General features: G+C 66.6%; 16 protein-coding genes. 9 read left to right on the forward strand and 7 right to left on the reverse strand.

Going from position 1 to position 20129, the window contains the following annotated elements:
- Window positions 1-10 precede the first annotated feature (10 nt).
- Window positions 11-553: a hypothetical protein gene (locus AC1DCF_RS13520; protein ID WP_477211452.1), complete on the forward strand. Its 543-nt coding sequence runs from the start codon at window positions 11-13 to the stop codon at window positions 551-553.
- 21 nt (window positions 554-574) lie between these two features.
- On the opposite strand, the gene AC1DCF_RS13525 is transcribed toward AC1DCF_RS13520, so the two are convergent.
- Window positions 575-1180 (reverse strand): TetR/AcrR family transcriptional regulator, encoded by a 606-nt coding sequence (locus AC1DCF_RS13525; RefSeq protein ID WP_477211453.1) that lies wholly within the window; start codon window positions 1178-1180, stop codon window positions 575-577.
- 149 nt (window positions 1181-1329) lie between these two features.
- On the opposite strand from AC1DCF_RS13525, the gene AC1DCF_RS13530 reads away from it, so the two are divergent.
- Window positions 1330-2349, forward strand: coding sequence for a phosphotransferase enzyme family protein (locus AC1DCF_RS13530; protein WP_477211454.1), 1020 nt, complete (start codon window positions 1330-1332; stop codon window positions 2347-2349).
- Between the two features lie 67 nt (window positions 2350-2416).
- Window positions 2417-3694, forward strand: a complete 1278-nt coding sequence (locus tag AC1DCF_RS13535; RefSeq protein ID WP_477211455.1) for an aspartate aminotransferase family protein — start codon at window positions 2417-2419, stop codon at window positions 3692-3694.
- Window positions 3695-3732: 38 nt separating this feature from the next.
- On the opposite strand, the gene AC1DCF_RS13540 is transcribed toward AC1DCF_RS13535, so the two are convergent.
- The 3 genes from AC1DCF_RS13540 to AC1DCF_RS13550 all read right to left on the reverse strand — a co-directional run bounded on the left by AC1DCF_RS13540 (window position 3733) and on the right by AC1DCF_RS13550 (window position 8488).
- Window positions 3733-5145, reverse strand: a complete 1413-nt coding sequence (locus AC1DCF_RS13540; RefSeq protein WP_477211456.1) for an amidase — start codon at window positions 5143-5145, stop codon at window positions 3733-3735.
- A gap of 235 nt (window positions 5146-5380) precedes the next feature.
- Window positions 5381-6790: an aldehyde dehydrogenase family protein gene (locus AC1DCF_RS13545; RefSeq protein ID WP_477211457.1), complete on the reverse strand. Its 1410-nt coding sequence runs from the start codon at window positions 6788-6790 to the stop codon at window positions 5381-5383.
- Window positions 6791-7000: 210 nt separating this feature from the next.
- Window positions 7001-8488, reverse strand: coding sequence for an APC family permease (locus AC1DCF_RS13550; RefSeq protein WP_477211458.1), 1488 nt, complete (start codon window positions 8486-8488; stop codon window positions 7001-7003).
- A 198-nt stretch (window positions 8489-8686) separates the two neighbouring features.
- On the opposite strand from AC1DCF_RS13550, the gene AC1DCF_RS13555 reads away from it, so the two are divergent.
- Window positions 8687-9499, forward strand: coding sequence for an SDR family NAD(P)-dependent oxidoreductase (locus AC1DCF_RS13555; RefSeq protein WP_477211459.1), 813 nt, complete (start codon window positions 8687-8689; stop codon window positions 9497-9499).
- Between the two features lie 20 nt (window positions 9500-9519).
- Here the strand turns inward: AC1DCF_RS13555 and AC1DCF_RS13560 are convergent, their stop codons facing one another.
- Window positions 9520-10467 carry an AraC-like ligand-binding domain-containing protein gene (locus tag AC1DCF_RS13560; protein WP_477211570.1) on the reverse strand — a complete coding sequence of 316 codons (948 nt, stop codon included), beginning with the start codon at window positions 10465-10467 and terminating at the stop codon, window positions 9520-9522.
- A 288-nt stretch (window positions 10468-10755) separates the two neighbouring features.
- Between AC1DCF_RS13560 and AC1DCF_RS13565 the strand changes: the two genes are divergently transcribed.
- Complete coding sequence (locus AC1DCF_RS13565; RefSeq protein ID WP_477211460.1) at window positions 10756-12165, forward strand: MFS transporter; 1410 nt, start codon at window positions 10756-10758, stop codon at window positions 12163-12165.
- An 82-nt stretch (window positions 12166-12247) separates the two neighbouring features.
- Here AC1DCF_RS13565 and AC1DCF_RS13570 read toward each other — a convergent pair whose 3' ends face one another.
- Entirely contained in the window at window positions 12248-13168 is a 921-nt protein-coding gene (locus tag AC1DCF_RS13570; protein WP_477211461.1) for a LysR substrate-binding domain-containing protein, read from the reverse strand.
- Window positions 13169-13434: 266 nt separating this feature from the next.
- On the opposite strand from AC1DCF_RS13570, the gene AC1DCF_RS13575 reads away from it, so the two are divergent.
- Window positions 13435-14910: an NAD-dependent succinate-semialdehyde dehydrogenase gene (locus AC1DCF_RS13575; RefSeq protein ID WP_477211462.1), complete on the forward strand. Its 1476-nt coding sequence runs from the start codon at window positions 13435-13437 to the stop codon at window positions 14908-14910.
- Between the two features lie 164 nt (window positions 14911-15074).
- On the forward strand, window positions 15075-15872 hold the full coding sequence (locus AC1DCF_RS13580) for a TrmH family RNA methyltransferase (RefSeq protein ID WP_477211463.1): 798 nt from the start codon (window positions 15075-15077) through the stop codon (window positions 15870-15872).
- An 85-nt stretch (window positions 15873-15957) separates the two neighbouring features.
- Here the strand turns inward: AC1DCF_RS13580 and AC1DCF_RS13585 are convergent, their stop codons facing one another.
- Window positions 15958-17865, reverse strand: a complete 1908-nt coding sequence (locus AC1DCF_RS13585; protein WP_477211464.1) for an InlB B-repeat-containing protein — start codon at window positions 17863-17865, stop codon at window positions 15958-15960.
- 247 nt (window positions 17866-18112) lie between these two features.
- On the opposite strand from AC1DCF_RS13585, the gene AC1DCF_RS13590 reads away from it, so the two are divergent.
- Both AC1DCF_RS13590 and AC1DCF_RS13595 read left to right on the forward strand, forming a co-directional pair.
- A complete protein-coding gene (locus AC1DCF_RS13590) occupies window positions 18113-19309 on the forward strand; it encodes a thiolase family protein (protein ID WP_477211465.1) in 1197 nt (398 codons plus the stop codon).
- A gap of 2 nt (window positions 19310-19311) precedes the next feature.
- Window positions 19312-20079 carry a 3-hydroxyacyl-CoA dehydrogenase gene (locus tag AC1DCF_RS13595; RefSeq protein WP_477211466.1) on the forward strand — a complete coding sequence of 256 codons (768 nt, stop codon included), beginning with the start codon at window positions 19312-19314 and terminating at the stop codon, window positions 20077-20079.
- The last annotated feature ends 50 nt before the right edge of the window (window positions 20080-20129 follow it).

Genomic DNA, 20129 nt, shown 5'->3' on the forward strand with positions numbered 1-20129 from the left:
GAAGTTCTGCATGGAAGTTGCGCTACACGTGTGCATGCTGATCTCGGCACTCGCCTGCACGGCCTGCGGGCTGCTCGGGCCCCACCGGCCCTCCGTGTCCGGCTGGCTGGGGCAGGTGATCATGGTTGCGGCCATGCTCGACATGTCGGTGCCCGGCGACTGGTTGCCGCCTCTCGTCTGGTCGGCACTGCTGATTGCGGCCGGAATGTATGGGGCGGCGCGGCGGCGCTGGTCGGTTCCGGACCCTGGCTCGGTCTGCGCGTCGCTGGATCTGCACCGCGCGCTGACGTTCGTGGCGGCTGGGGGGCTGATCCTGGTTCTCGCCGGTCCCGTCGGTTTCGTCGGTGCGAGGCGCTCGCCGGGTGGGCACGCCCATGCCGGATTGCACGGCGGGGCGACCGGATGGCTGCTGGTCGGCGTCATCGGCCTCCTCGTGCATGCCGCGTGGCTCATTGTCCGCTACGCGCGTCGCACGCGTCGTCGGCGGTCAAGCGCTCTTGAAGCGGCGAGTCTCGGTGTGATGCTCGCCGCGATGGCCGCGTCGGTGTTGTAGCCCATGTTGTAGCCGGTGTTGTTAGTGCGAAGCGGTGAGGCCGACGAGAAGTCGGTCGAAGCTGTCAAGAAAAGCGCTCGCGCGGGCCGGATTGCGGGACGTTTCGATCCCTGCGTCGCGCAGGCTCCCGGTGAGGAGTGTCGCGGTCGACTCGACGTCGATGCTCGCATCGATCGCACCGGTCGAGACGGCACTGCGGAGCTGCTCACAGAATGCGTCGAAGAACCCCTGGGAGCCGATGCCGCGTTCGGCACGGAAGCCGACCAGATGGGGTCCGGAAATGTTGTAGAAGGAGCCGAGCCGGGGGTCGGTCGAGAACTCGAGCATCGCCGCCGCGTACGCGAGAATCTTCGCGTTCCAGGTCTCCGCCGACGAGGCGCCCTGACGGGCTTGTGCGAGAAGTGCGCTGCCGACCGCGTTGTAGGTGTCGCGCAGCAGGTCGTCCCGGCCTGCCGGGTAGTGGGCGTAGAGCGTTGCCCTCGACATCCCGCTCTCGGCGGTGATCCGATCAATGGTGGCGGCGGCGAGGTCACCGGTCGAGACCAGGTTCACGGTCGCTGCGATGAGATCCTCGCGCACGCGTTGCTGCCGGCGCTCGCGCAGTGGTGTCCGCGCAGCAGTCGTCACGAGTTCCCCTTTTCTTCTCGGTCGGTTAATGCAATCCTATTTCCAGACTTCCATTCTGTAAACAAGAACGTGAGTATGGTTTTTCCGGCTCCGGTCGAGCGTCACAGGTGACGCCGGTTCAGGGCGGCTCACGACGAAAGGATCACCGCATGGTGTTTGACCAGATCGCAGCACGGGAGACCGCGCGAGCCGCTCTGTCCCACTTCGGAATCGATGACGAGGCAGAGATCACCTTCGTCAAGTACCGCGAAAATCATGTCTTCCGGGTCGCTCCCGCCGACGGCGCCGCGGTGGCCCTCCGATTGCACCGACCGGACTATCGCAGCGACCGGGAGATCGAGAACGAGCTCGAATACATCTGCGCGCTGAAGGAGCGGGGGCTGCCGGTCGTCGAGATCGTTCCGGCGACATCCGGTGCCCTCTGGAGCCGGGTCGACTGCAACGGCCACTCACGGCGGGTGTCGGTGCAACGCTGGCTTGAGGATGCCGCGCCCGTCGGCGATGTGGCGGCGGCGTTCGACGGCCTCGACCAGACCGATGCCGCGACCTTCGCCCAGATCGGTCGGCTGATCGGCACCGTGCACAACGATTCCGAGGCGCTCGGTCGCCCGGCCGGGTTCGAACGGGCGCCGTGGGATCTGGACGGTCTCACCGGGAACCAGCCCCTCTGGGGTGACCCGACACAGCTCCGCACGTTGAACGACGCCGAGCGCGCGATCCTCCGGGCGGCGGTCGCCCTGGTGCGTGCCGAACTGGCGACGCTCAGCGTCGATGCGCACCACTACGGCGTGATTCACGCCGACCTGACGCCCGAGAACATCCTGCGCGACGCCGACGGTCTGGTCATCATCGACTTCGACGACTTCGGTGAGGGCTGGTACCTCTTCGACCTGGCCACGATTCTCTTCTTTTACACGCATCACCCGCGCTTCGAGGAGTACCGCAGCGCACTTCTCGACGGCTACAACGCGGTGCGCGAGTTGACCGCCGCGGAGCTCGCGGCCTGGGACGCGATGTTGCTCGCCCGCGCATTCACCTACCTCGGCTGGGCCTCGGACCGGCCAGGTGATGAGGCAGCCGACCACATCGAAACGGATGTCGCCCCCTGGGTCGTGCACTGCGCATCCGTCTATCTGGCCGGCGAACCACTGCCTTGGGGTCGGCCCTGACTCGGCCGGCGCCCTCACCTTCACTTTTCGCTCTCACCGCCGGCGACGGCAGCAAAGGACCAACCCGATGACACACGATCTCCTGCAACGCCGGATCGCGACCCTGGGCCCGCACTCGCCCCTCTTCTATAACGAGCCCATCGAATTGGTTTCCGCCGAGGGGGTGTGGATGACCGACGTCGCGGGCAAGCGCTACCTGGACGCCTATAACAACGTGCCGCACGTCGGGCACTGCCACCCCCGGGTGATCGAGGCCCTGCGCGCGCAGGCGTCGACGCTCAACATCCACACCCGCTATCTCAACGACCGGGTCGTCGACTACGCCGAGGCGTTGCTGGAGAACTTCGAGCCGAGCCTCGACCGCGTGTTCTTCACCAACAGCGGGTCCGAGTCGAATGAACTCGCATTCCGTGTCGCCACCCAGCACACCGGCAACACCGGCGTGCTGGTCTCCGACTTCAGCTACCACGGCAACACGGCCTATCTCGCTGGTTTGACCACGGGGCTGACGGCGCACGAAGGGCTGGGCGGGCACGTGCGCACGATTCATATTCCCGACACCCTCAGCAGTGCGCTCAGTGACGAAGAACTTCTCGCCACGAGCCTGGCCGAGGTTGACGCGGCGATCGGCGCACTTGTCGCCGCCGGATACGGCGTTGCCGCGGTGCTCGTCGACTCCCTGTTCTCGACCGAAGGGCTTTGCCACACACCCGACGGCTACCTCGCCGGCGTCGCCGAGCGGGTGCGGGCGGCGGGCGGACTCGTCATCGCCGACGAAGTGCAGTCGGGTTTCGGGCGCACCGGTTCACACTTCTGGGGCTACCAGCGTCTCGGGATCGTGCCCGACCTGGTCACCCTCGGCAAGCCGATGGGCAACGGTCATCCGCTCGGCGGCGTCGTGACGACCGAGGCGCTTCTCGATGAGTTCGGGCGTCGCAACATGTACTTCAACACCTTTGCCGGCACTCCGGTCTCGGCGGCGGTGGGGCTTGCCGTGCTCGACGTGATGCGTGACGAAGACCTGATGAACCGGTCCGCCCAGCTGGGCGCCCTCATCAACCAGCGACTGACCGAGATCACGAGCCACTATGACCGGATCGGTCCGGTGCGCGGTGCCGGCCTCTTCTTCGGCTTCGAGCTCTTCAGCGATGCCGGCCAGTGTCAGCCGGATGCGGCGCTCACCCGGGCGGTGGTCGAAGACATGCGCGAGCGCGGCGTGCTGATGAGCAAGATCGGTCCGAACGATTCGGTGTTGAAGATTCGCCCACCGCTCGCTTTTCAGGGCGAGCACGCCGAGCTACTCCTGCGGGAGATGGAGGGAAGCCTGGCCGGGCTCCTGGGCTGAGGGAAGCGGCCAATCGAGCCGCCTCGTTCAGCAGAGGGTCAGGCTAGCTCGGGTGCACGCTCGAAGAAGCGAGTGCGTTGTTCGAAGGCATGACCGACCTGGAGCAGCAGGAGGTCGGCGCCGTGCGGAGCCACCAGTTGCAGGCCCACCGGAAGGCCCGATGGGGTGAACCCGGCTGGCATGGCCAAGGCCGGGACGTCGGCGGCGGAGATGACGCTGGCCGAGCGCATCCAATCGAGGTAGGTGTCGAACTTCTGGCCGTCGATGCTCCCGGGATAGCGCCACTCGCCCGGGAAGGGCAGGCACTGCGACCCCGGGGTGAGCAACAGGTCGAATCGACTGAAGTATTCGCGGATCCGGCCCTCGAGCCGGGTGCGGGCCAGTGCCAGCTCACGGATGTCTGCCCCGGTCTGTCGGGTGCCGAGGCCCACGTTCCAGAGCATCTCGGGTTTCACTCGCGCAGGGTCGCCCCGCACCAGATCACCCCAACCGAGTTCGAAGTCGAAGGCTCTGGTCTGGTTGAACACGAAGTCGGCGTCGGAGAGGTCGGGCGCCGCCTCTTCGATGTGCAGACCGAGCTGTTCGAATTCGCCGAGGGCGGCCAGGAAGACCGAGACCACCTCAGGTTCGACGGGCAGGTCGAGTCCGAAATCGACGGTCCAGCCGATGCGTAATCCCCGAAGGTCGCGCTCCAGCGGGGCGGCAAATGACGCCTGATCCTCAGCGAGAGACAGAGGGCTCCGGGCATCCGGGCCCGACACGACCGACATCGCCAGGGCAACATCCGCCACTTCGCGGGCCATCAGGCCGGCGCGTGCGAGCCAGGCCCACGAGTTCGGAGTGACGATCGGGATGCGCCCGCGCGACGGCCGCAGCCCGACAACATTGCAGAACGCAGCGGGAATGCGCACCGACCCGCCCATGTCGGATCCGTCGCCGAGCGGCTGGATTCCTGCGGCGAGTGCTGCGGCGACTCCGCCGCTGGACCCCCCGGCGCTCCGCGAGAGGTCGTAAGGGTTGTGCGTCGTGCCGAAGAGGTCGTTGAAGGTGTGCGCGCCGGCGGCGAACTCCGGCACGTTGCTCTTGCCCGTGCTGACCACCCCCGCTGCGCGCAGCCGTTCGATCACGACGTCATTGGCCGCGGGTACCGAGCCGGCGAGCAGTGGTGAGCCCCAGGTGGTCGGCATTCCAGCGACGTCGTTGGTGTCTTTGTGAGTCATGGGCAATCCGTGCAGTGGCGGGAGCACGGCCCCCGACGCCTGCCGCTCATCGGCGGCGGTAGCCTCGGCGAAGGCCCGGTCCCGGTCTTCGTAGATGATCGCGTTGATGGCCGGGTTGACTCGGTCGATGCGGTCCCAGTGCGAGTGCAACGCTTCGCGGGCCGACAGCGCGCCGGTCGCGATCATCCCGGTGAGCGCGCGAGCTGAGAGCCGGGTGAGGTCGTCGCTCATCTCCACAGACCCTTCGTTGCGTGCTGTGATGCGGGCACTACTGTGTGACCGGAATTCACAGTGAACTATACGCACAGTTCGGTTCACGACGCAGCGTGCGATTGTGCACGAGTTCAGGGAATGCGCGTCAACGTGAGTGGCTGGGTGAGCGCGGCGCGGCGGCGAGCCACGACAGGGTGATCGCCGCCCCGCAAGCCGGCGGGGCGGCGATCGTCACATGGAGCCGGTGACAGTTCTAGCCGCTGATCACCTGCGGCACACCGAGCGCCTTGAGGCCCTCGACACCGAACTCAAGGCCGTAGCCGGACTGCTTCGCCCCGCCGAACGGAACCATGGGGTGGATGGTGCCGTGCGAGTTGATCCACACGGTTCCGGTCTCCAGGCGGGCCGCGATCTCGCGTGCCTTGTCGAGGTCTGACGACCAGACCGAACCGCCGAGACCGACATCGAGGCTGTTCGCCAGCGCGATGGCTTCGTCGATGTCGCTGTAGCGGATGATCGGCAGCGCCGGGCCGAACTGCTCCTCGACGACCAGGGCGTTGTCGTGGTCGATGTCGGCGATCAGCGTGGTCGGGTAGAAGTATCCGGGCTGCTCGGCCACGGGGTTGCCTCCGATGAGAACGCGAGCGCCAGACTCCTTCGCGCTCTCGACCAGGCGGTTCACGATGTCGTACTGGGCCTTGTTCTGCAGCGGGCCGAGCACATTGTTCTCATCCAGGCCGACGCCCATCGGAATGGCGGCGGCGAGAGCGGTGAGAGCCTCGCAGACCTCGTCATAGATGTCGTCGTGCACGTAGAGGCGCTTCAATGCGGCACAGGTCTGGCCGGTGTTGATGAAGGCGCCCCAGAAGAGTCCCTCGGCGATGGCCGCCGGGTCGGCGTCGGGCAGCACGATGCCGGCGTCATTGCCGCCGAGCTCAAGAGTGAGGCGCTTCACGGTGTCAGCGGAGCTGCGGATGATTGCCTTGCCGGTGGCGGTCGAACCGGTGAACATGACCTTGCCGATGGCTGGGTGGCTCGACAGGCCGGCGCCGATTTCGCGGTCGCCCGACACGACGGTGACGAGGCCTTCCGGCAGCACCTGGTTCATCACAGCGACGAGAGCAAGCACGCTCAGCGGCGTGTATTCCGACGGCTTGACGACAACGGCGTTGCCCATGCGCAGTGCCGGGGCGATCTGCCAGATGGCGATCATCATCGGCCAGTTCCACGGGCCGATCGCGCCGACGACACCGATCGGGCGATAGTGCAGCGACGCCTGGGCGGGGCCGTCGTCCAGAACGACTTCGGTCTCCAGCACCGTCGCGGCCGCAGTGCGCAGCCAGGCTGACGCTCCACCGACCTCGAAGCGGGCGTTCGGGCCGTTCAGCGGCTTGCCCTGCTCACGGGAGAGCAACTCGGCCAGCGGCTCGGCGGCGGCGTCGATCGCATCCGCGACCCGCTGCATCGTCTCACTGCGAGCGGCGTGCCCGAGTGCGGCCCAGGCCGGCTGAGCGGCGACGGCCGCGGCGACAACACGGTTGAGGTCCTCGACGGAGTGCACGGGGGCCGAACCAACGACCGCGCCGGTGGCCGGATCGAGAATGTCGCGGGTGGGTCCCGACGACGGAGTGATCGTCGCCAGAAGGCTGTCGTAGGTCTGCATTGGTCCTCCACTGTGAGTCAGAACGGTGAGTCAAACACCTCTTCCACCGTATGCACTGGGGCGCAACGGTCGCTTGTCCCAGGGCGCGCGATGGTTGCCCGGTGGCGCACCATCGCTGCGGGCCGCAGGGCACGCCGAAAACGCGAGGAGAGGAGACCACCCCGTGCGGGCGGTCTCCTCTCCTCGCGTGTTTTCGCTCGAGCAGCGGTTCTAGCGCACCGCTGAAGTCGAGGCGTCGCTGTTGGCGACGGCGGCCGCTTCAGACTGTTCCAGGTCGGTCTCCAGGTTCGCGTAGACGGCCGGCCGGTACTTCTTCAGCCAGGCGGCGGTCGCCAGTCCGGCGATCAGCACGAGGGGCAGAAGCCAGGGCAGCATCCCGATGATCGGGTTGTCCGAGCCGGCCATGTCCGGAAAGTTCAGGATGGCGAGGCCGACGATCACGAGCAGGCCGAGTCCGCCGAGTCCGGGAGCGATGAAGGTCTTCCAGATCCGCGAGTCCCGGGTGCGGCGGAAGTAGACGACGATCGACAGGGCGGCGAGCAGCTGCAGCACGAGGATGCCCAGGGTTCCGAAGCCGGTCATGCTCGCGGTGAGTTCCGCAATGGGGTCAAGCCCTGCAGCCCAGTACACGGCGGCGACGAGCGTTCCGAAGGCGAGCTGCACGATCGCGGCGTTCTGCGGCGAACCGGTCGAGGCCCGGGTCTGGCCGAGCGCCCGCGGCAGTACCCCGACACGGCCCAGCGCATACAGGTACCGCGTGGCGGAGTTGTGAAGTGCGAGAAGTGCCGCAAACAGGCTGATCAGCAGAAGCACCATCATCACCTTGGTGAGGGTGTCTCCGAGGTAGTCCTGAGAGATGGTGAAGACCAGGTCGCCGGTGGAGAGGTGCTCAAGCGCGACATCCTGTGCCTGTGCGACGCCGATCGCGCTCACGATCGACCAGGTGGTGAATGCGGCGAACAGGCCGATGAAGGTGATGGCGATGTAGGTTGCGCGCGGGATCGTGCGGTTCGGGTCTTTCGCCTCCTCGCTGAAGAGTGCCGTGGCCTCGAAGCCGATGAACGCGTTGGCGGCAAACAGCATGGCCAGGCCGAGCGAACCCGACAGGATGATCGACGGGTTGAAGACCTCGAAGCTGAGGCCGTGGCGGAACAAGACGGTGAAGTCCATCACCAGCAGGATCGAGATCTCCAGGATCAGGCACACGCCGAGGATCTTGGCGCTGAAGCCGATGCCCTTGCGGCTGAGCACGAAGACGAGAACGACCGAGATCAGGCTCCAGATCATCCAGTGCATGTCAATGCCGAAGACATCCTTCGCCACCATCGCCGTGAAGAAACCGCTGGTGCCGATGGCGCCGGCGACGAAGCAGTTGTAGCCGAGCATGGCGACGAAGCCCGCGACGAGGCCCATCGGGCGTCCCAGGCCCTTCACCACAAAGGCGTAGAAGCCGCCAGCGTTGACCAAGATCTTCGACATCTGCGCGTAGCCGACGGCGAAGAGCAGCAGCACGGCCATGACGAGCAGGAATGCGCCGACCATGCCGCCGCCGTTGCCGACGGCGATGCCGATGGCGGCGATGACAATCATCCCGGTCAGGGGAGCGACAGCGGCCAGCACCAAAAAGACGATGCCGGGCACTCCGAGCACGTTCCTGGCGAGGCGGGTATTGCCTTCCGATCGCGACACTTCACTCATTCTGTTGTCCTTCTGCTCATTCAGGCGGATGCCAGGGCTGGCCGATGCGGGTATCTAGAATTCTCGGGCGCAGCCGCAGCTGGCTTTTGTCGGCAAGTGAGAGGCAGTTGACTTTGCGTGCAGAGCTTGTCGGTGAGTCGGTCTCAGGCGGCAGTATGGGGGAGAACGCGATTGATTGACCGACGGGAAAGAGAAGACATGGGCTACACCGGAGCGACCGTCGAGGGCAAGGTCGTTGTGATCACGGGTGGTGGAACCGGGATCGGCGCCGCAATTGCCGAGCGATTCGCGTCGGAGGGCGCTCGGGTCGTGATCGTCGGCCGGCGCCGTGCCCCGCTCGACGAGGTGGCCGCCCGCACGGGCGCCCTGGCGATCGTCGCCGATGCCAGCGACGGGGTACAAGCAGCCGCCGCCGCCCGCCAGATCGTCGACACCTTCGGCTCTATCGACATCCTTGTCGCGAATGCCGGCGGCCACGGACTCGCGTCGGTCACCGACACCGACGATGCGGCGTGGGCGGCAAGCCTCCAGGCGAACCTGACGAGCGCCTTCGTGATCGCTCGGGCGGCACTTCCCGCGCTGATCGAGTCGCGCGGGGCGATCGTCGTGGTCTCCTCCCTGGCCGGCTTGTTCGCCGGGCCGGATGTCGCCGGGTACACGGTCGGCAAGCACGCGCTCATCGGACTGACCCGGTCGATGGCGCGCGACTACGGCAAGCGCGGAGTGCGGGTCAACGCGCTCTGCCCGGGATGGGTGCGCACGCCGATGGCCGACGAAGAAATGGATGCCCTCGGTCAGGCGGCCGGGCTGACCGGTCGTGAGGACGGCTACGCCCTCGTGACCAGGGATGTGCCGTTGGGGCGTGAGGCTCAGCCGTCCGAGATGGCCTCGATCGTGCGTTTTCTCGCTTCCGACGAGGCCTCGTACATGACCGGATCGGTCATCGTCGCCGACGGCGGCGCGCATGTGGTGGATCTGCCGACCCTGGCGTTCGAGCACGCGGGAATGTAGCGGCTGGAGGGGGAGGCCGACTAGGAGGCTGGGCTGAATGCGCGGCTGCGCACCTCACTCGGCGGGAGGCCGTGTGCCGCTTTGAACACGCGGCTGAAGTGCGCGGCATCCACGAATCCCCAGCGGGCAGCGATGGCGGCGACCGGGCGGTCGGCGAGTGCGGGATTCAGCAGGTCGCGGTGGCACTGCTGCAAGCGCCGGCTGCGGATGAGTGATGAGACGGTGCATCCGTTCTCGTGAAAGAGTCCGTGCAGGTGGCGGGTTGAGATGAAGTGCGCGGCGGCGATCTGGGCGGGGTCGAGATCGACAGAGGCCAGGTTGTCGTCGATGTAGGTGCGAATGCGCTGCATGAGGGCCTGGTGCGGGGTGGTTGGCCCACGATCGATCGCGAGTTCTCGCGAGAACATCGTGGAGACGAGGTCCAGTGCGCTCTGTGAGAGCTGGGCGCCGGTGCTCCCGTTCAGCTGATCGAAGTTCTCGACGAGCTGGGCCAGGAATGGAACGATGATGGCGCCGATCCCATCCGAGCCGGACATCCGCACCGCGGTGAGCTGTCCGACGGCGTCGGCGGGAAGGTTGACCAGGTGTTTCGGAAACATGATCACCATCGAGCGATACGCCTCGTCGAACACCAGTGAATACGGCCGGTGTGTGTCGTACACGGCGAGATCCCCCGGGCGCAGGACCGCTTCGCGGTTGTCCTGAATCAGCAGCCCGGTCCCTTTCAATTGCAGGCTGATCTTGAACGAGTCGCCGACACCGCCTCGGGCGATGAGCTCCGGCGTTCTCTCCACCGAGTGCCGGGCGGCGCTGACCTCCGAGATGTGCACATCGCCGACGCTGACCGAGCGCAGCACCCCACGAAACGAGGCGGTCTCCGAAGCCGAGGCGGTGACCTTCAGCGGCACGAAGGATTCGGAAACCGCGGTGCGGAACTCGCTGAAGGTGAGGGGTTTCGGGTTCGACACCCGATTGTCGGTGGCACGGGGAGTGGGGGCGGCTAGGGAACGCTGCACGGGAACACCTCGAAAGCTCTCAGGATCGCTACTGCGGTGTATACGATCTGTGACAGGGATCCTAGCAGCGAACCCTGGAGTGACGCGTCTCTCAGCCGTTGGCTCCGTCATCGACCCGCCGCTTCCGCACCGAACCCGGGGATACACCTGGGCAAAATGCCGTTGACGGCCGTCTGGGTGCGCCGCGTACTCTGATCAGCATTGCCGACTCATGTTTGAGTCGATGCCGACGAAGGAGTCATGGATGTCAACAGTTGTACTCGAGCGCCCGAGGTAAGGATGAGCCCCGAACTGCGCAGAGTGGCATTCGCCACCGTCATCGGCACGACCATCGAGTGGTACGACTTCTTTCTCTATGCGAGTGCCGCCGGGCTCGTCTTCGCGCAGCTCTTTTTTCAGCCGGCCGGACCGCAAGCCGCGATCCTGCTCTCCTTCGCCTCCGTCGGGGTGAGTTTTCTCTTCCGGCCCCTCGGCGCTTTCCTCGCCGGCCACTTCGGTGACCGGCTCGGCCGCCGAGTCGTGCTCGCCGTCACTCTGATCATGATGGGTTCCTCGACGGTGCTGATCGGCCTGTTGCCGACCTACGCCCAGATCGGCATCGCCGCCCCGGTGCTGCTGATGCTGCTGCGCATTCTGCAGGGAATCTCAACCGGTGGCGAGTGGGGTGGCGCCGTGCTGATGGCCGTCGAGCATGCGCCCGACGGGCGGCGGGGTCGTTTTGGTGCGTTCCCGCAGATCGGGGTCCCGATCGGCTTGCTTCTCGCATCCGGCATGCTGGCCCTGATGACCGGCGTGATCTCACCCGGTGAGGCCTTCCTCGAGTGGGGCTGGCGCGTTCCGTTCCTGCTCAGCTTTGTGCTGATCATCGTCGGCTTCATCGTGCGCCGCAGCGTTGATGAGAGCCCGGTCTTCACCGAGATTGCCAAGCGCAAGCAGCAAAGCAAGATGCCGGTTGCGACGCTGTTTCGCAAGCACTGGTTGTTGGTGATTCTGGCCGCTCTCACCTTCGCGGGTAACAACGCCGCCGGCTACATGACAACGGGCGGGTACATCCAGAACTACGCGACAAACCCCGACGGGCTGGTGGGGATGGAACGCACCCCGGTGCTGCTCGCCGTCACCGGTTCGGCCGTTGTCTGGCTCGCCATGACCTGGATCGCCGGTGGCGTGTCAGACCGCATCGGGCGACGCAACACCTACATCATCGGCTGGTGCGTGCAGCTGACGACGGTGTTCTTGCTCTTCCCCCTCGTGAACACCGGGAACGTCTGGCTCCTGTTCCTCGGACTTTCGCTCTTCACAATCGGGAATGGTTTCACTTACGGTCAGCAGGCCGCGTTCTTTGCTGAATTGTTCCCGGCTTCGATCCGTTTCTCCGGGGTCTCGATCACGTATGCGCTCGGGGCGATCCTCGGCGGCGCGTTTGCGCCGTTGATCGCGACCTGGCTCGTGCAGCAGTCCGGAACTGCGTTCTCCGTTGCGGTCTACATCGCAGTGCTGACGGTCATCGCGTTCGCCGCGACGCTCGTGTTGCGTGATCGCACGGGCATCCCGCTGGGGCCGGACCACGAGGCAGAGCAGTCTGTCGGGCAGATCTACGGAATGAAGCATTCGGCCGATGCCGTGACCGCAGGCAGCGCGGGTTACTAGGGCGCCCGACAACAGTCGCGCCCGACAGCAGCACGCCCCCTCTCCGTTTCGACGGGAGGGGGCGTGCGTGGTTGTTGATCGCCTAGGCGGCTGTCGCCGCTGGATTCGGCCAGTCGAGGCCGAGAACACAGTCAATGATCGCCTTCGCCCGCACGGTGAGTACGCTGCTCTCCGGCCAGACCACGTAGACGCCAACCGGTGCAGGAGCCGGGCTGATCTCCTTCATCACGAGGGGCAAACCTTCGTAGCTGAGGTCGTTGGCCGGGCGTTGCACGAGCACGCTCCAACCGAGTCCCCGTGCCACGAGGGAACGCACCATCTCGTAGCTCGACGTGCGATGCCCGATCAGGGGATGGAATCCGGCGGCCTGAAACACGCCCAGCGTGTGTTCTTGGCTGGGTTGGGCGTCAAGCAGTACGAATGGCTCATCGGCCAGCTGCTCCAGTCTCACGCTCGGTTCGGCGGCGAGTGGGTGGTCGGCTGGCAGCAGAATGTGCATTCTCACCTGATGGAGGAGCACCCGGTTCAGGCGCCCGGCCAATTGCATGTCGTATACCGCTGCGAGGTCGATTTGGCCATCATCGAGACCGCGCAACAGAGCGTCCTGCGTCGCCTCGACGAGATTCAGGGTGATATCCGGATGCTGTCTGCCGATTTCATCGAGGATTCGCGGCACAATCGTCGGTGCCAGAGAGAGGTAGCAGCCGAGCGTGACAGGGCCGCGCAGTGCGTGGTCGGGGAGGTCGGACACATGCCGGATCTCGTCGGCTGCGCGGAGCACGAGACGCGCCTGGTCGAGCACGGCCAGGCCGTTCGGAGTGAGGGTGACCCCGTGGGCTTTGCGGCGGATGAACAAGGCGGCGCCCACGCTTGATTCAAGGTCGGTGAGCGCGGCGGCGAGCGCCGACGCCGACACATGGAGGCGTAGCGCGGCATCTGAAATGCTGCCGGCCTCCGCGATCCCGACGAAGTAAGTCAGCTGCCGCAGGGTGAAGTCAGCCACAGTCGAGCTCGCTCGTCGAATCCGTCGCGTCTCTCATCAACCCATGTGGCGGCATTGCTGAACTCCGTGCGGTGATGGTGTGAAGCCGGTACCTGGCTGTTTCAATAGTAGAACATAGAATTCGAATACCGAACGAGTCGACGCATCCGTTGCCCGCGCGCGCACGCGGATTGCGCGCCTGCGCGAGATCCCGCCGCTCAACGTTTGCAACTCAGACGCGGTCGTTATGCTCGAACCGAATCATTAATGACGATGAAGGAGTCCCCGTGAGTGAGTCACGCGAAACCGAACTGTTGGCCCGCGTTCCCGACAAGTTGTTCATCGGGGGCCAGTGGGTCGAAGGCCGCTCCGGGCGCTCGATCGCAGTGACCGACCCGGCCACCGGCAAGACCATCAAGACCATCGCCGACGCCGGCGTCGAGGACGGCGCTGCCGCTCTCGACGCCGCCGTTGCCGCACAGGACAGCTGGGCGGCGACCCCGCCCCGGGTGCGCGGCGAGATTCTGCGTCGCGCGTTCGACCTGATGCAGGAACGCAAACAGGACTTCGCCCTGCTGATGACGCTCGAGATGGGCAAGCCGCTCGCCGAGGCGCTCGGCGAGGTCGCCTACGGCGGCGAGTTCCTGCGCTGGTTCAGCGAGGAAGCGGTGCGTATTACCGGTCGCTACGGCTCGAACCCCGAGGGCACCGGCCGCATGATCGTCACCCAGGTTCCGGTGGGCCCCTGCTTCTTGATCACCCCGTGGAACTTCCCGCTCGCGATGGCGACCCGCAAGATCGCCCCCGCGCTCGCCGCCGGCTGCACCGTCGTCATCAAGCCGGCCTCGCTCACCCCGCTGACCACGCTCCTGTTCGTCGCGCTGCTCGAAGAAGCGGGCCTGCCCGCCGGCGTCGTCAACGTGATCACCACGTCGACCTCCGGTGCGGTCTCCGACCCGATCATCGCCGACCGTCGCCTCCGCAAACTCAGCTTCACGGGCTCGACCCCGGTTGGCCAGGCGCTCATCCGCCAGTCGGCCCAGGGCGTGCTGCGCACCTCGATGGAACTCGGCGGCAACGCGCCGTTCGTGGTCTTCGAAGACGCCGACCTCGACAAGGCCGTCGACGGGGCCATCGCGGCGAAGTTCCGCAACATCGGCCAGGCGTGCACGGCGGCCAACCGGTTCATCGTGCACGAGTCGATCGCCGATGAGTTCGCCCGCCGGGTCACCGAGCGGGTCAACGGTTTCGCGATCGGTCGCGGCACCGAAGTGGGCGTCGTCATCGGCCCGCTGATCAACGACAAGGCGGTCGCCAAGGCTGACGAGTTGGTTCAGGATGCCGTGGGCCGCGGGGCCACGCTGCTCACCGGCGGTTCGGCGATTGCCGGCGAGGGTACCTTTTACCAGCCGACCGTGATCAGCGGCGTGATCGCGGGCAGCAGCATCCTGCGTGAAGAGATCTTCGGACCGGTGCTTGCGATCGCCTCGTTCACCGACGAGGAGGACGCCCTGCGCCTCGCGAATGACACTGAATACGGCCTCGTCAGCTACGTCTACACCAAGGATCTTGCACGCGGCCAGCGCATGATCGAACGTCTGCAGACCGGAATGATGGGCCTGAACATGGGCGTCATCTCCAACGCGGCGGCCCCGTTCGGCGGAGTCAAGCAGTCGGGTCTGGGCCGGGAGGGTGGCCTCGAGGGAATCCATGAGTACCTCTCGACGAAGTACACCCTCACGCCGGACCCGTTCACGGTCTAGCGAAGCAGTCTCACCAGTCTCACCAGTCACGCGCTCTTCTCGCGCGTGCGCTCACATCGTCGCCTCGACCCACCGGCAGGCGACGATTCGAGCGCACGCGTGGGCGTGGGGCTCGCACTCGCGACGAACCGGGCAGGCCTTGAGGGGCTCGATAAGATCGACGGATGCCCGTCATCGAGATTTCCGACCTCAGCGATCCGCGATTGTCGGACTACTCCCACCTGACGGATGTCGCTCTCAAGAAGGCGAGCAGCACCGAGCACGGTCTTTACCTCGCCGAGTCGGCGCTCGTGCTCGAGCGGGCGTTGCGCGCCGGGCACCGGCCGCGTTCCGTTCTCGCCCTGGGCGGCACCGTTGACGAGGCGTTCGCGCTCGTCGGCGACGACGTGCCCATTTTCTCGGGACCGGGGGAGCTCCTCGCCGAGCTGACCGGGTACATCCTGCACCGCGGCCTGATCGCCTCGATGCACCGGCCGGCGCTGCCCGACCTTGACGAATTGCTCGACGGCGCCCGCCGCATTGTGATCCTCGAGAACGTGGCCGACCCGACCAATGTCGGCGCCATCTTCCGTTCGGCCGGCGCGATCGGCGCCGACGCGATCCTCGTCACACCGCGCTGCTCCGACCCGTTCTACCGTCGGGCCATCCGCGTCTCAATGGGCACGGTGCTGCAAGTGCCGTGGACCCGCACGGGCGACTGGGCGTCAACCCGTGAGGTGTTGACCCGGCACGGGTTTCACGTCGCCGCGCTTGCGCTGACCCCGGATGCGGTGAGCCTGCGCGATTTTCAGGCCACCGGCTACGAGAAACTCGCGTTGGTGCTTGGTGCTGAGGGCCCGGGCCTGACCGACGACGCCCTCGCCGCCTCGGACACCGTGGTGCAGATTCCGATGATGCACGGAATCGACTCGCTCAACGTGGCGGCGGCCAGCGCCGTGGCGATGTGGGCGCTCTCGTCCTGACTCGTATTCTCGTACCGCATTCGGCGGTCGAGCCTGTCGAGCCGGAGCGACCCGTCTCGACAGCTCAACCAGCTGCTCGTCGAGACTAGATGTCGCGCGCGCGGCGCCGGCGCAGTCCGAGTGCGGCGCAGCCGGCGACGAGAAGGAGAATCGCGCCGAATCCGGCGACTCCGCCGTCGAATCCTGTCGAGGCCAACGCGGCACTAACCGGCTTGGGTGCAACAGTCGGAGTCGGGGTCGGGGTCGGCGTCGGCGTGGGCGTGGGCGGCGTCACCACCGCGACCGCGGTCCACTGCCCATAGAGGTTCAGGTCGCCGGTCACCGCTGAGTCAAAGTCCCACTCGACTCCGCCGTCGGCGGCGGTGAACCAGCCGTCAAAGGTGAACCCGGTGCGGGTCGGTGCCGTGGGCGGGGTGATCGTGGAGCCGTACGCGGCGGTGGTGGACGACGCGGCGGAGCCGTTCTGTGCGTCGAAGGTGACGGCGTGGGTGTCGAGGGTCCACTGCGCGAAGAGGCGCAGGTCACCGGTGAGCGCGCTCGTCGGAGTGAAAGCGACGGGCGTCGTCGCCGCGGTCATCCACGTGGCCGTGTGGTGCGGGACGGCGGGCAAACCCGGAAGGGCGAGCTGTGCGGCCGAAAGAGTTCCGGCATAGACCCGGAGGGGAGCGATCGTCGTCGGCGCGCTGCCGGGGTTCGCCATGATGTCGAATGTGATTTCGAAGTTGTTTGGGGCGATATTGAGCGTCGAGGCGACGGAACCGGTGTTCACGATCGCGCCGGTGTTGGTGATCGCGCCGGAACCGTCAAGCGCGCCGGCGTTCATAATGGTGCCGGAGTTCAGCACGGTTACGCCGGTCGGAATGACGAGAGCGCTGCCGGAAGTGATCGTCAGGGTTCCCGCATTCGCGAGCGATCCGAATGCGGAGAGGTCTGAGCCGCCGCCGATCAGGAACGAGTCGGGTGCAGAGGATGCGGAAACGCTGACATTCGCCCCGCTTCCGATGGTCACCGCGGCGCCGTCGCCCACAAAGCCGCCACCGAGAGCCGTGCCCTCCATGCCTCCTGTGGCGGTCACGACACCCCCGTTGACGGTGATCGTCCCGCCGTCGCCTCCGTAGCCGCCACCGATTCCGGCGCTGTACGTCCCACCCTGCGCGGTGATCGTCCCGCCTGTGATCGTTGTCGTTTCGCCGTCGCCGCTATTGCCGCCGCCGATTCCAGCGCCCTGGGTCCCTCCCGTGGCTTCGATAGTGCCCGCGCTGATGCTGGTGGTTCCACCATCGGCGTTCTGGCCTCCTCCGATTCCGGCGGAGCTGACGCCGCCCTGTGCGGTGACGGTCCCGCCCGTGATCGTGGTTGTCCCGCCCCTTCCCAGGAAACCGCCGCCGATGCCGGCGCCGCCCGTTGCCGTTCCGTCAGATCCTCCGCGTGCGGTGACGGTTCCTCCGCTCACTGTGACGACGCCGCCGTGGCCGAAGAGGGCGCCGCCGCCGATTCCGGCACCGTCGCTTCCACCCTGAGCGTCGACGGTCCCACCGCTCACCGTGACGGCGCCACCAGTTTCGTTGAAGCCGCCGCCAATTCCGGCGCCTGACGTTCCGCCGGTAACGCTCAGCGATCCATTGGTTCCGCCATCGGCGATGATCAATTCCGCACCCACAGCAACACCGATTCCGGCCATATCAACGGCACCGGTGACCGTCAGCTCGTGTCCGTTCAGGTCGAGCGTCACCGGGTGCCCAGCGGGCACCGAGAGTGCCGGTCCCGACGAAGGGATGGTGATGTCGGCGTCGAGGATGACGGTTCCGCCAGCCGCGAAAGCGGTGGCGAGAGCGGTGCCGTCGACGATGGCGCCGGCCGCAGAGGCTCTCGTTGTCGGCGCAGTCGTGAAACTGAACCCGATCAGTGCCGCGGCGACAACGAGCGTTGCAGCCGTTCGTCCGGTGGAGGAGCGTCGATTGCGGGCAGAGAGGTGACGTCGAGCGGTGAGCATGTGAAGGATTTCCCCTTGATATCGATGGAAGTAGGCACAGGCTATCGGCTCGCTCGACCCCACGGCGGGCCGAAATTGTCCCCAGTTGGGGGCAGCCGTCGGGGCAATCACCTCGGCCGGAGCTGAGCCCGAATCGCCTCGGCGTCGCCGGCGCTCGATACCGAACGAAGCCGTCGGCCAGAAGGCTCAGCGGCACGACACAACTTCACAGGGCGAGAAAGCAGCCTCGCCCTCTACGCTGGACCCCATGAGCAACGATGCCGTCATTGTCGATGTTGTACGCACGCCGTCAGGCCGGGGAAAACCGGGCGGTGCGCTCTCCAGCGTGCACCCGGCCGACCTCCTCGCCGGCGTTCTCGGCGAACTGGTCGCCCGCAATGACCTCGACCCGGCCCTCGTCGATGACGTGATCGGCGGATGCGTCAGCCAGGTCGGCGAGCAGAGCTACAACGTGACGCGCACCGCATTGCTCGGCGCCGGCTTCCCCGATTCGGTGCCGGGAACCACCATCGACCGGCAGTGCGGCTCCAGCCAGCAGGCGGCCACCTTCGCCGCGCAGGGAGTGATCGCCGGAGCCTACGACGTGGTCATCGCCTGTGGAGTCGAATCGATGAGCCGCGTGCCGCTCGGCTCCTCGGCGGGAGTCGGCGAGTACCGCCAAGACCCGTTCGGTTCGCTCATGCACGAGCGCTATCCGAAGGGTCTGGTCAACCAGGGCGTCTCCGCCGAGCTCATCAACCAGAAGTGGGGCCTCGACCGCGACGAGCTCGACGCCTTCGCCGCCCGCTCCCACCAGCTCGCCTCAGCGGCAGCGGCCCGCGGCGACTTCGACCGCGAACTCCTCAGCATCACTACCCCCGACGGCACGATCGTGAGCGCCGACGAGACGATCCGGGCCGGCACCACCGTCGAATCCCTCGCCGGACTCAAGCCCGCGTTCTACAGCGAGAAACTCGCCCAGCGCTTCCCCGACCTCGACTGGCAGATCACGCCCGGCAACTCGTCGCCGCTCACCGACGGAGCCTCCGCCACCCTGATCATGAGCGCCGCGCGCGCCGAACAGCTCGGCCTCACCCCGCGCGCCCGCTTCCACAGCTTCGCGGTCACCGGAAGCGACCCGCTGCTCATGTTGACGGGCGTGATCCCGGCGACCCGGCGCATCCTCGACCGCGCGGGCCTCAGCATCGACGACCTCGACGCCTACGAGGTCAATGAGGCGTTCGCCTGCGTGCCGTTGGTGTGGCAGCGCGAACTCGGCGCCGACCTGGCCAAACTCAATCCCCGCGGCGGGGCGATCGCCCTCGGGCACGCACTCGGCTCCTCGGGCACCCGCCTGCTCGGCACCCTGCTGGGCGAACTCGAAGCCACCGGCGGCCGCTACGGCTTGCAAACCATGTGCGAGGGCGGCGGTATGGCCAACGCGACAATCATCGAAAGGCTCTGACCATGTTGATCCACGGATGCGCTGCACTCGTCACCGGCGGGGCCTCGGGTCTCGGCCTGGCCACGGCCACTGCCCTGCACGACGCCGGGGCATCGGTCGTTTTGTTCGACCTACCCGGGGCGCCGGGCGAGCAGATCGTCGAGGCGCTCGGCGGGCGAGCACGCTTTGTCGCCGGCGATGTCACCAAGGCCGCCGAGGTACAGGCGGCAGTGGATGCTGCAACCGCGGTCGGTCCGTTGCGAATCGTCGTCAACTGCGCCGGCATCGCGACCGGTGCACGCACCGTCGGCCGGGAGGGCCCGATTCCGCTTGAGGAATTCGAGCGGGTCATCCGGGTCAATCTCATGGGAACCTTCAACGTCATCAGACTCGCCGCCGCGGCAATGCAAGCCACAGAACCGACCGGGGAAACCCCGGAGCGCGGGGTCATCGTCAACACGGCGTCCGTCGCGGCATTCGACGGGCAGATCGGGCAGGCCGCCTACTCTGCGTCGAAGGGCGGCGTCGCCGCTATGACCCTGCCACTGGCGCGGGAGTTCGCGCAGACGCTGATCCGTGTGATGACGATCGCACCGGGAACCTTTGACACCCCGATGCTGAAAGGGCTGCCGCAGGAGGTGCGTGACTCCCTGGCGGCGCAGGTTCCGCATCCGTCGCGTCTCGGGGACCCCTCTGAGTACGCGGCGCTCGTCTGCCACATCGTCGAGAACTCGATGCTGAACGGTGAGACGATTCGTCTTGATGGGGCGATCCGGATGCAGCCGCGCTAACCGTTTACGCAAGCGCGAACTTCGAGAGGCGTCTCGAACTCCGAGAGCGT

The organism is Leifsonia sp. 10L418, from assembly GCF_056395445.1.

What these genes read in the sequence shown, in the direction of transcription:
- AC1DCF_RS13520 (WP_477211452.1), top strand. Translation starts at nt 11, where the DNA reads ATGGAAGTTGCGCTACACGTGTGCATGCTGATCTCGGCACTCGCCTGC.
- AC1DCF_RS13530 (WP_477211454.1), top strand. Translation starts at nt 1,330, where the DNA reads ATGGTGTTTGACCAGATCGCAGCACGGGAGACCGCGCGAGCCGCTCTG.
- AC1DCF_RS13535 (WP_477211455.1), top strand. Translation starts at nt 2,417, where the DNA reads ATGACACACGATCTCCTGCAACGCCGGATCGCGACCCTGGGCCCGCAC.
- AC1DCF_RS13540 (WP_477211456.1), bottom strand. Translation starts at nt 5,145, where the DNA reads ATGAGCGACGACCTCACCCGGCTCTCAGCTCGCGCGCTCACCGGGATG.
- AC1DCF_RS13545 (WP_477211457.1), bottom strand. Translation starts at nt 6,790, where the DNA reads ATGCAGACCTACGACAGCCTTCTGGCGACGATCACTCCGTCGTCGGGA.
- AC1DCF_RS13550 (WP_477211458.1), bottom strand. Translation starts at nt 8,488, where the DNA reads ATGAGTGAAGTGTCGCGATCGGAAGGCAATACCCGCCTCGCCAGGAAC.
- AC1DCF_RS13555 (WP_477211459.1), top strand. Translation starts at nt 8,687, where the DNA reads ATGGGCTACACCGGAGCGACCGTCGAGGGCAAGGTCGTTGTGATCACG.
- AC1DCF_RS13565 (WP_477211460.1), top strand. Translation starts at nt 10,756, where the DNA reads ATGGATGTCAACAGTTGTACTCGAGCGCCCGAGGTAAGGATGAGCCCC.
- AC1DCF_RS13580 (WP_477211463.1), top strand. Translation starts at nt 15,075, where the DNA reads ATGCCCGTCATCGAGATTTCCGACCTCAGCGATCCGCGATTGTCGGAC.
- AC1DCF_RS13585 (WP_477211464.1), bottom strand. Translation starts at nt 17,865, where the DNA reads ATGCTCACCGCTCGACGTCACCTCTCTGCCCGCAATCGACGCTCCTCC.
- AC1DCF_RS13590 (WP_477211465.1), top strand. Translation starts at nt 18,113, where the DNA reads ATGAGCAACGATGCCGTCATTGTCGATGTTGTACGCACGCCGTCAGGC.
- AC1DCF_RS13595 (WP_477211466.1), top strand. Translation starts at nt 19,312, where the DNA reads ATGTTGATCCACGGATGCGCTGCACTCGTCACCGGCGGGGCCTCGGGT.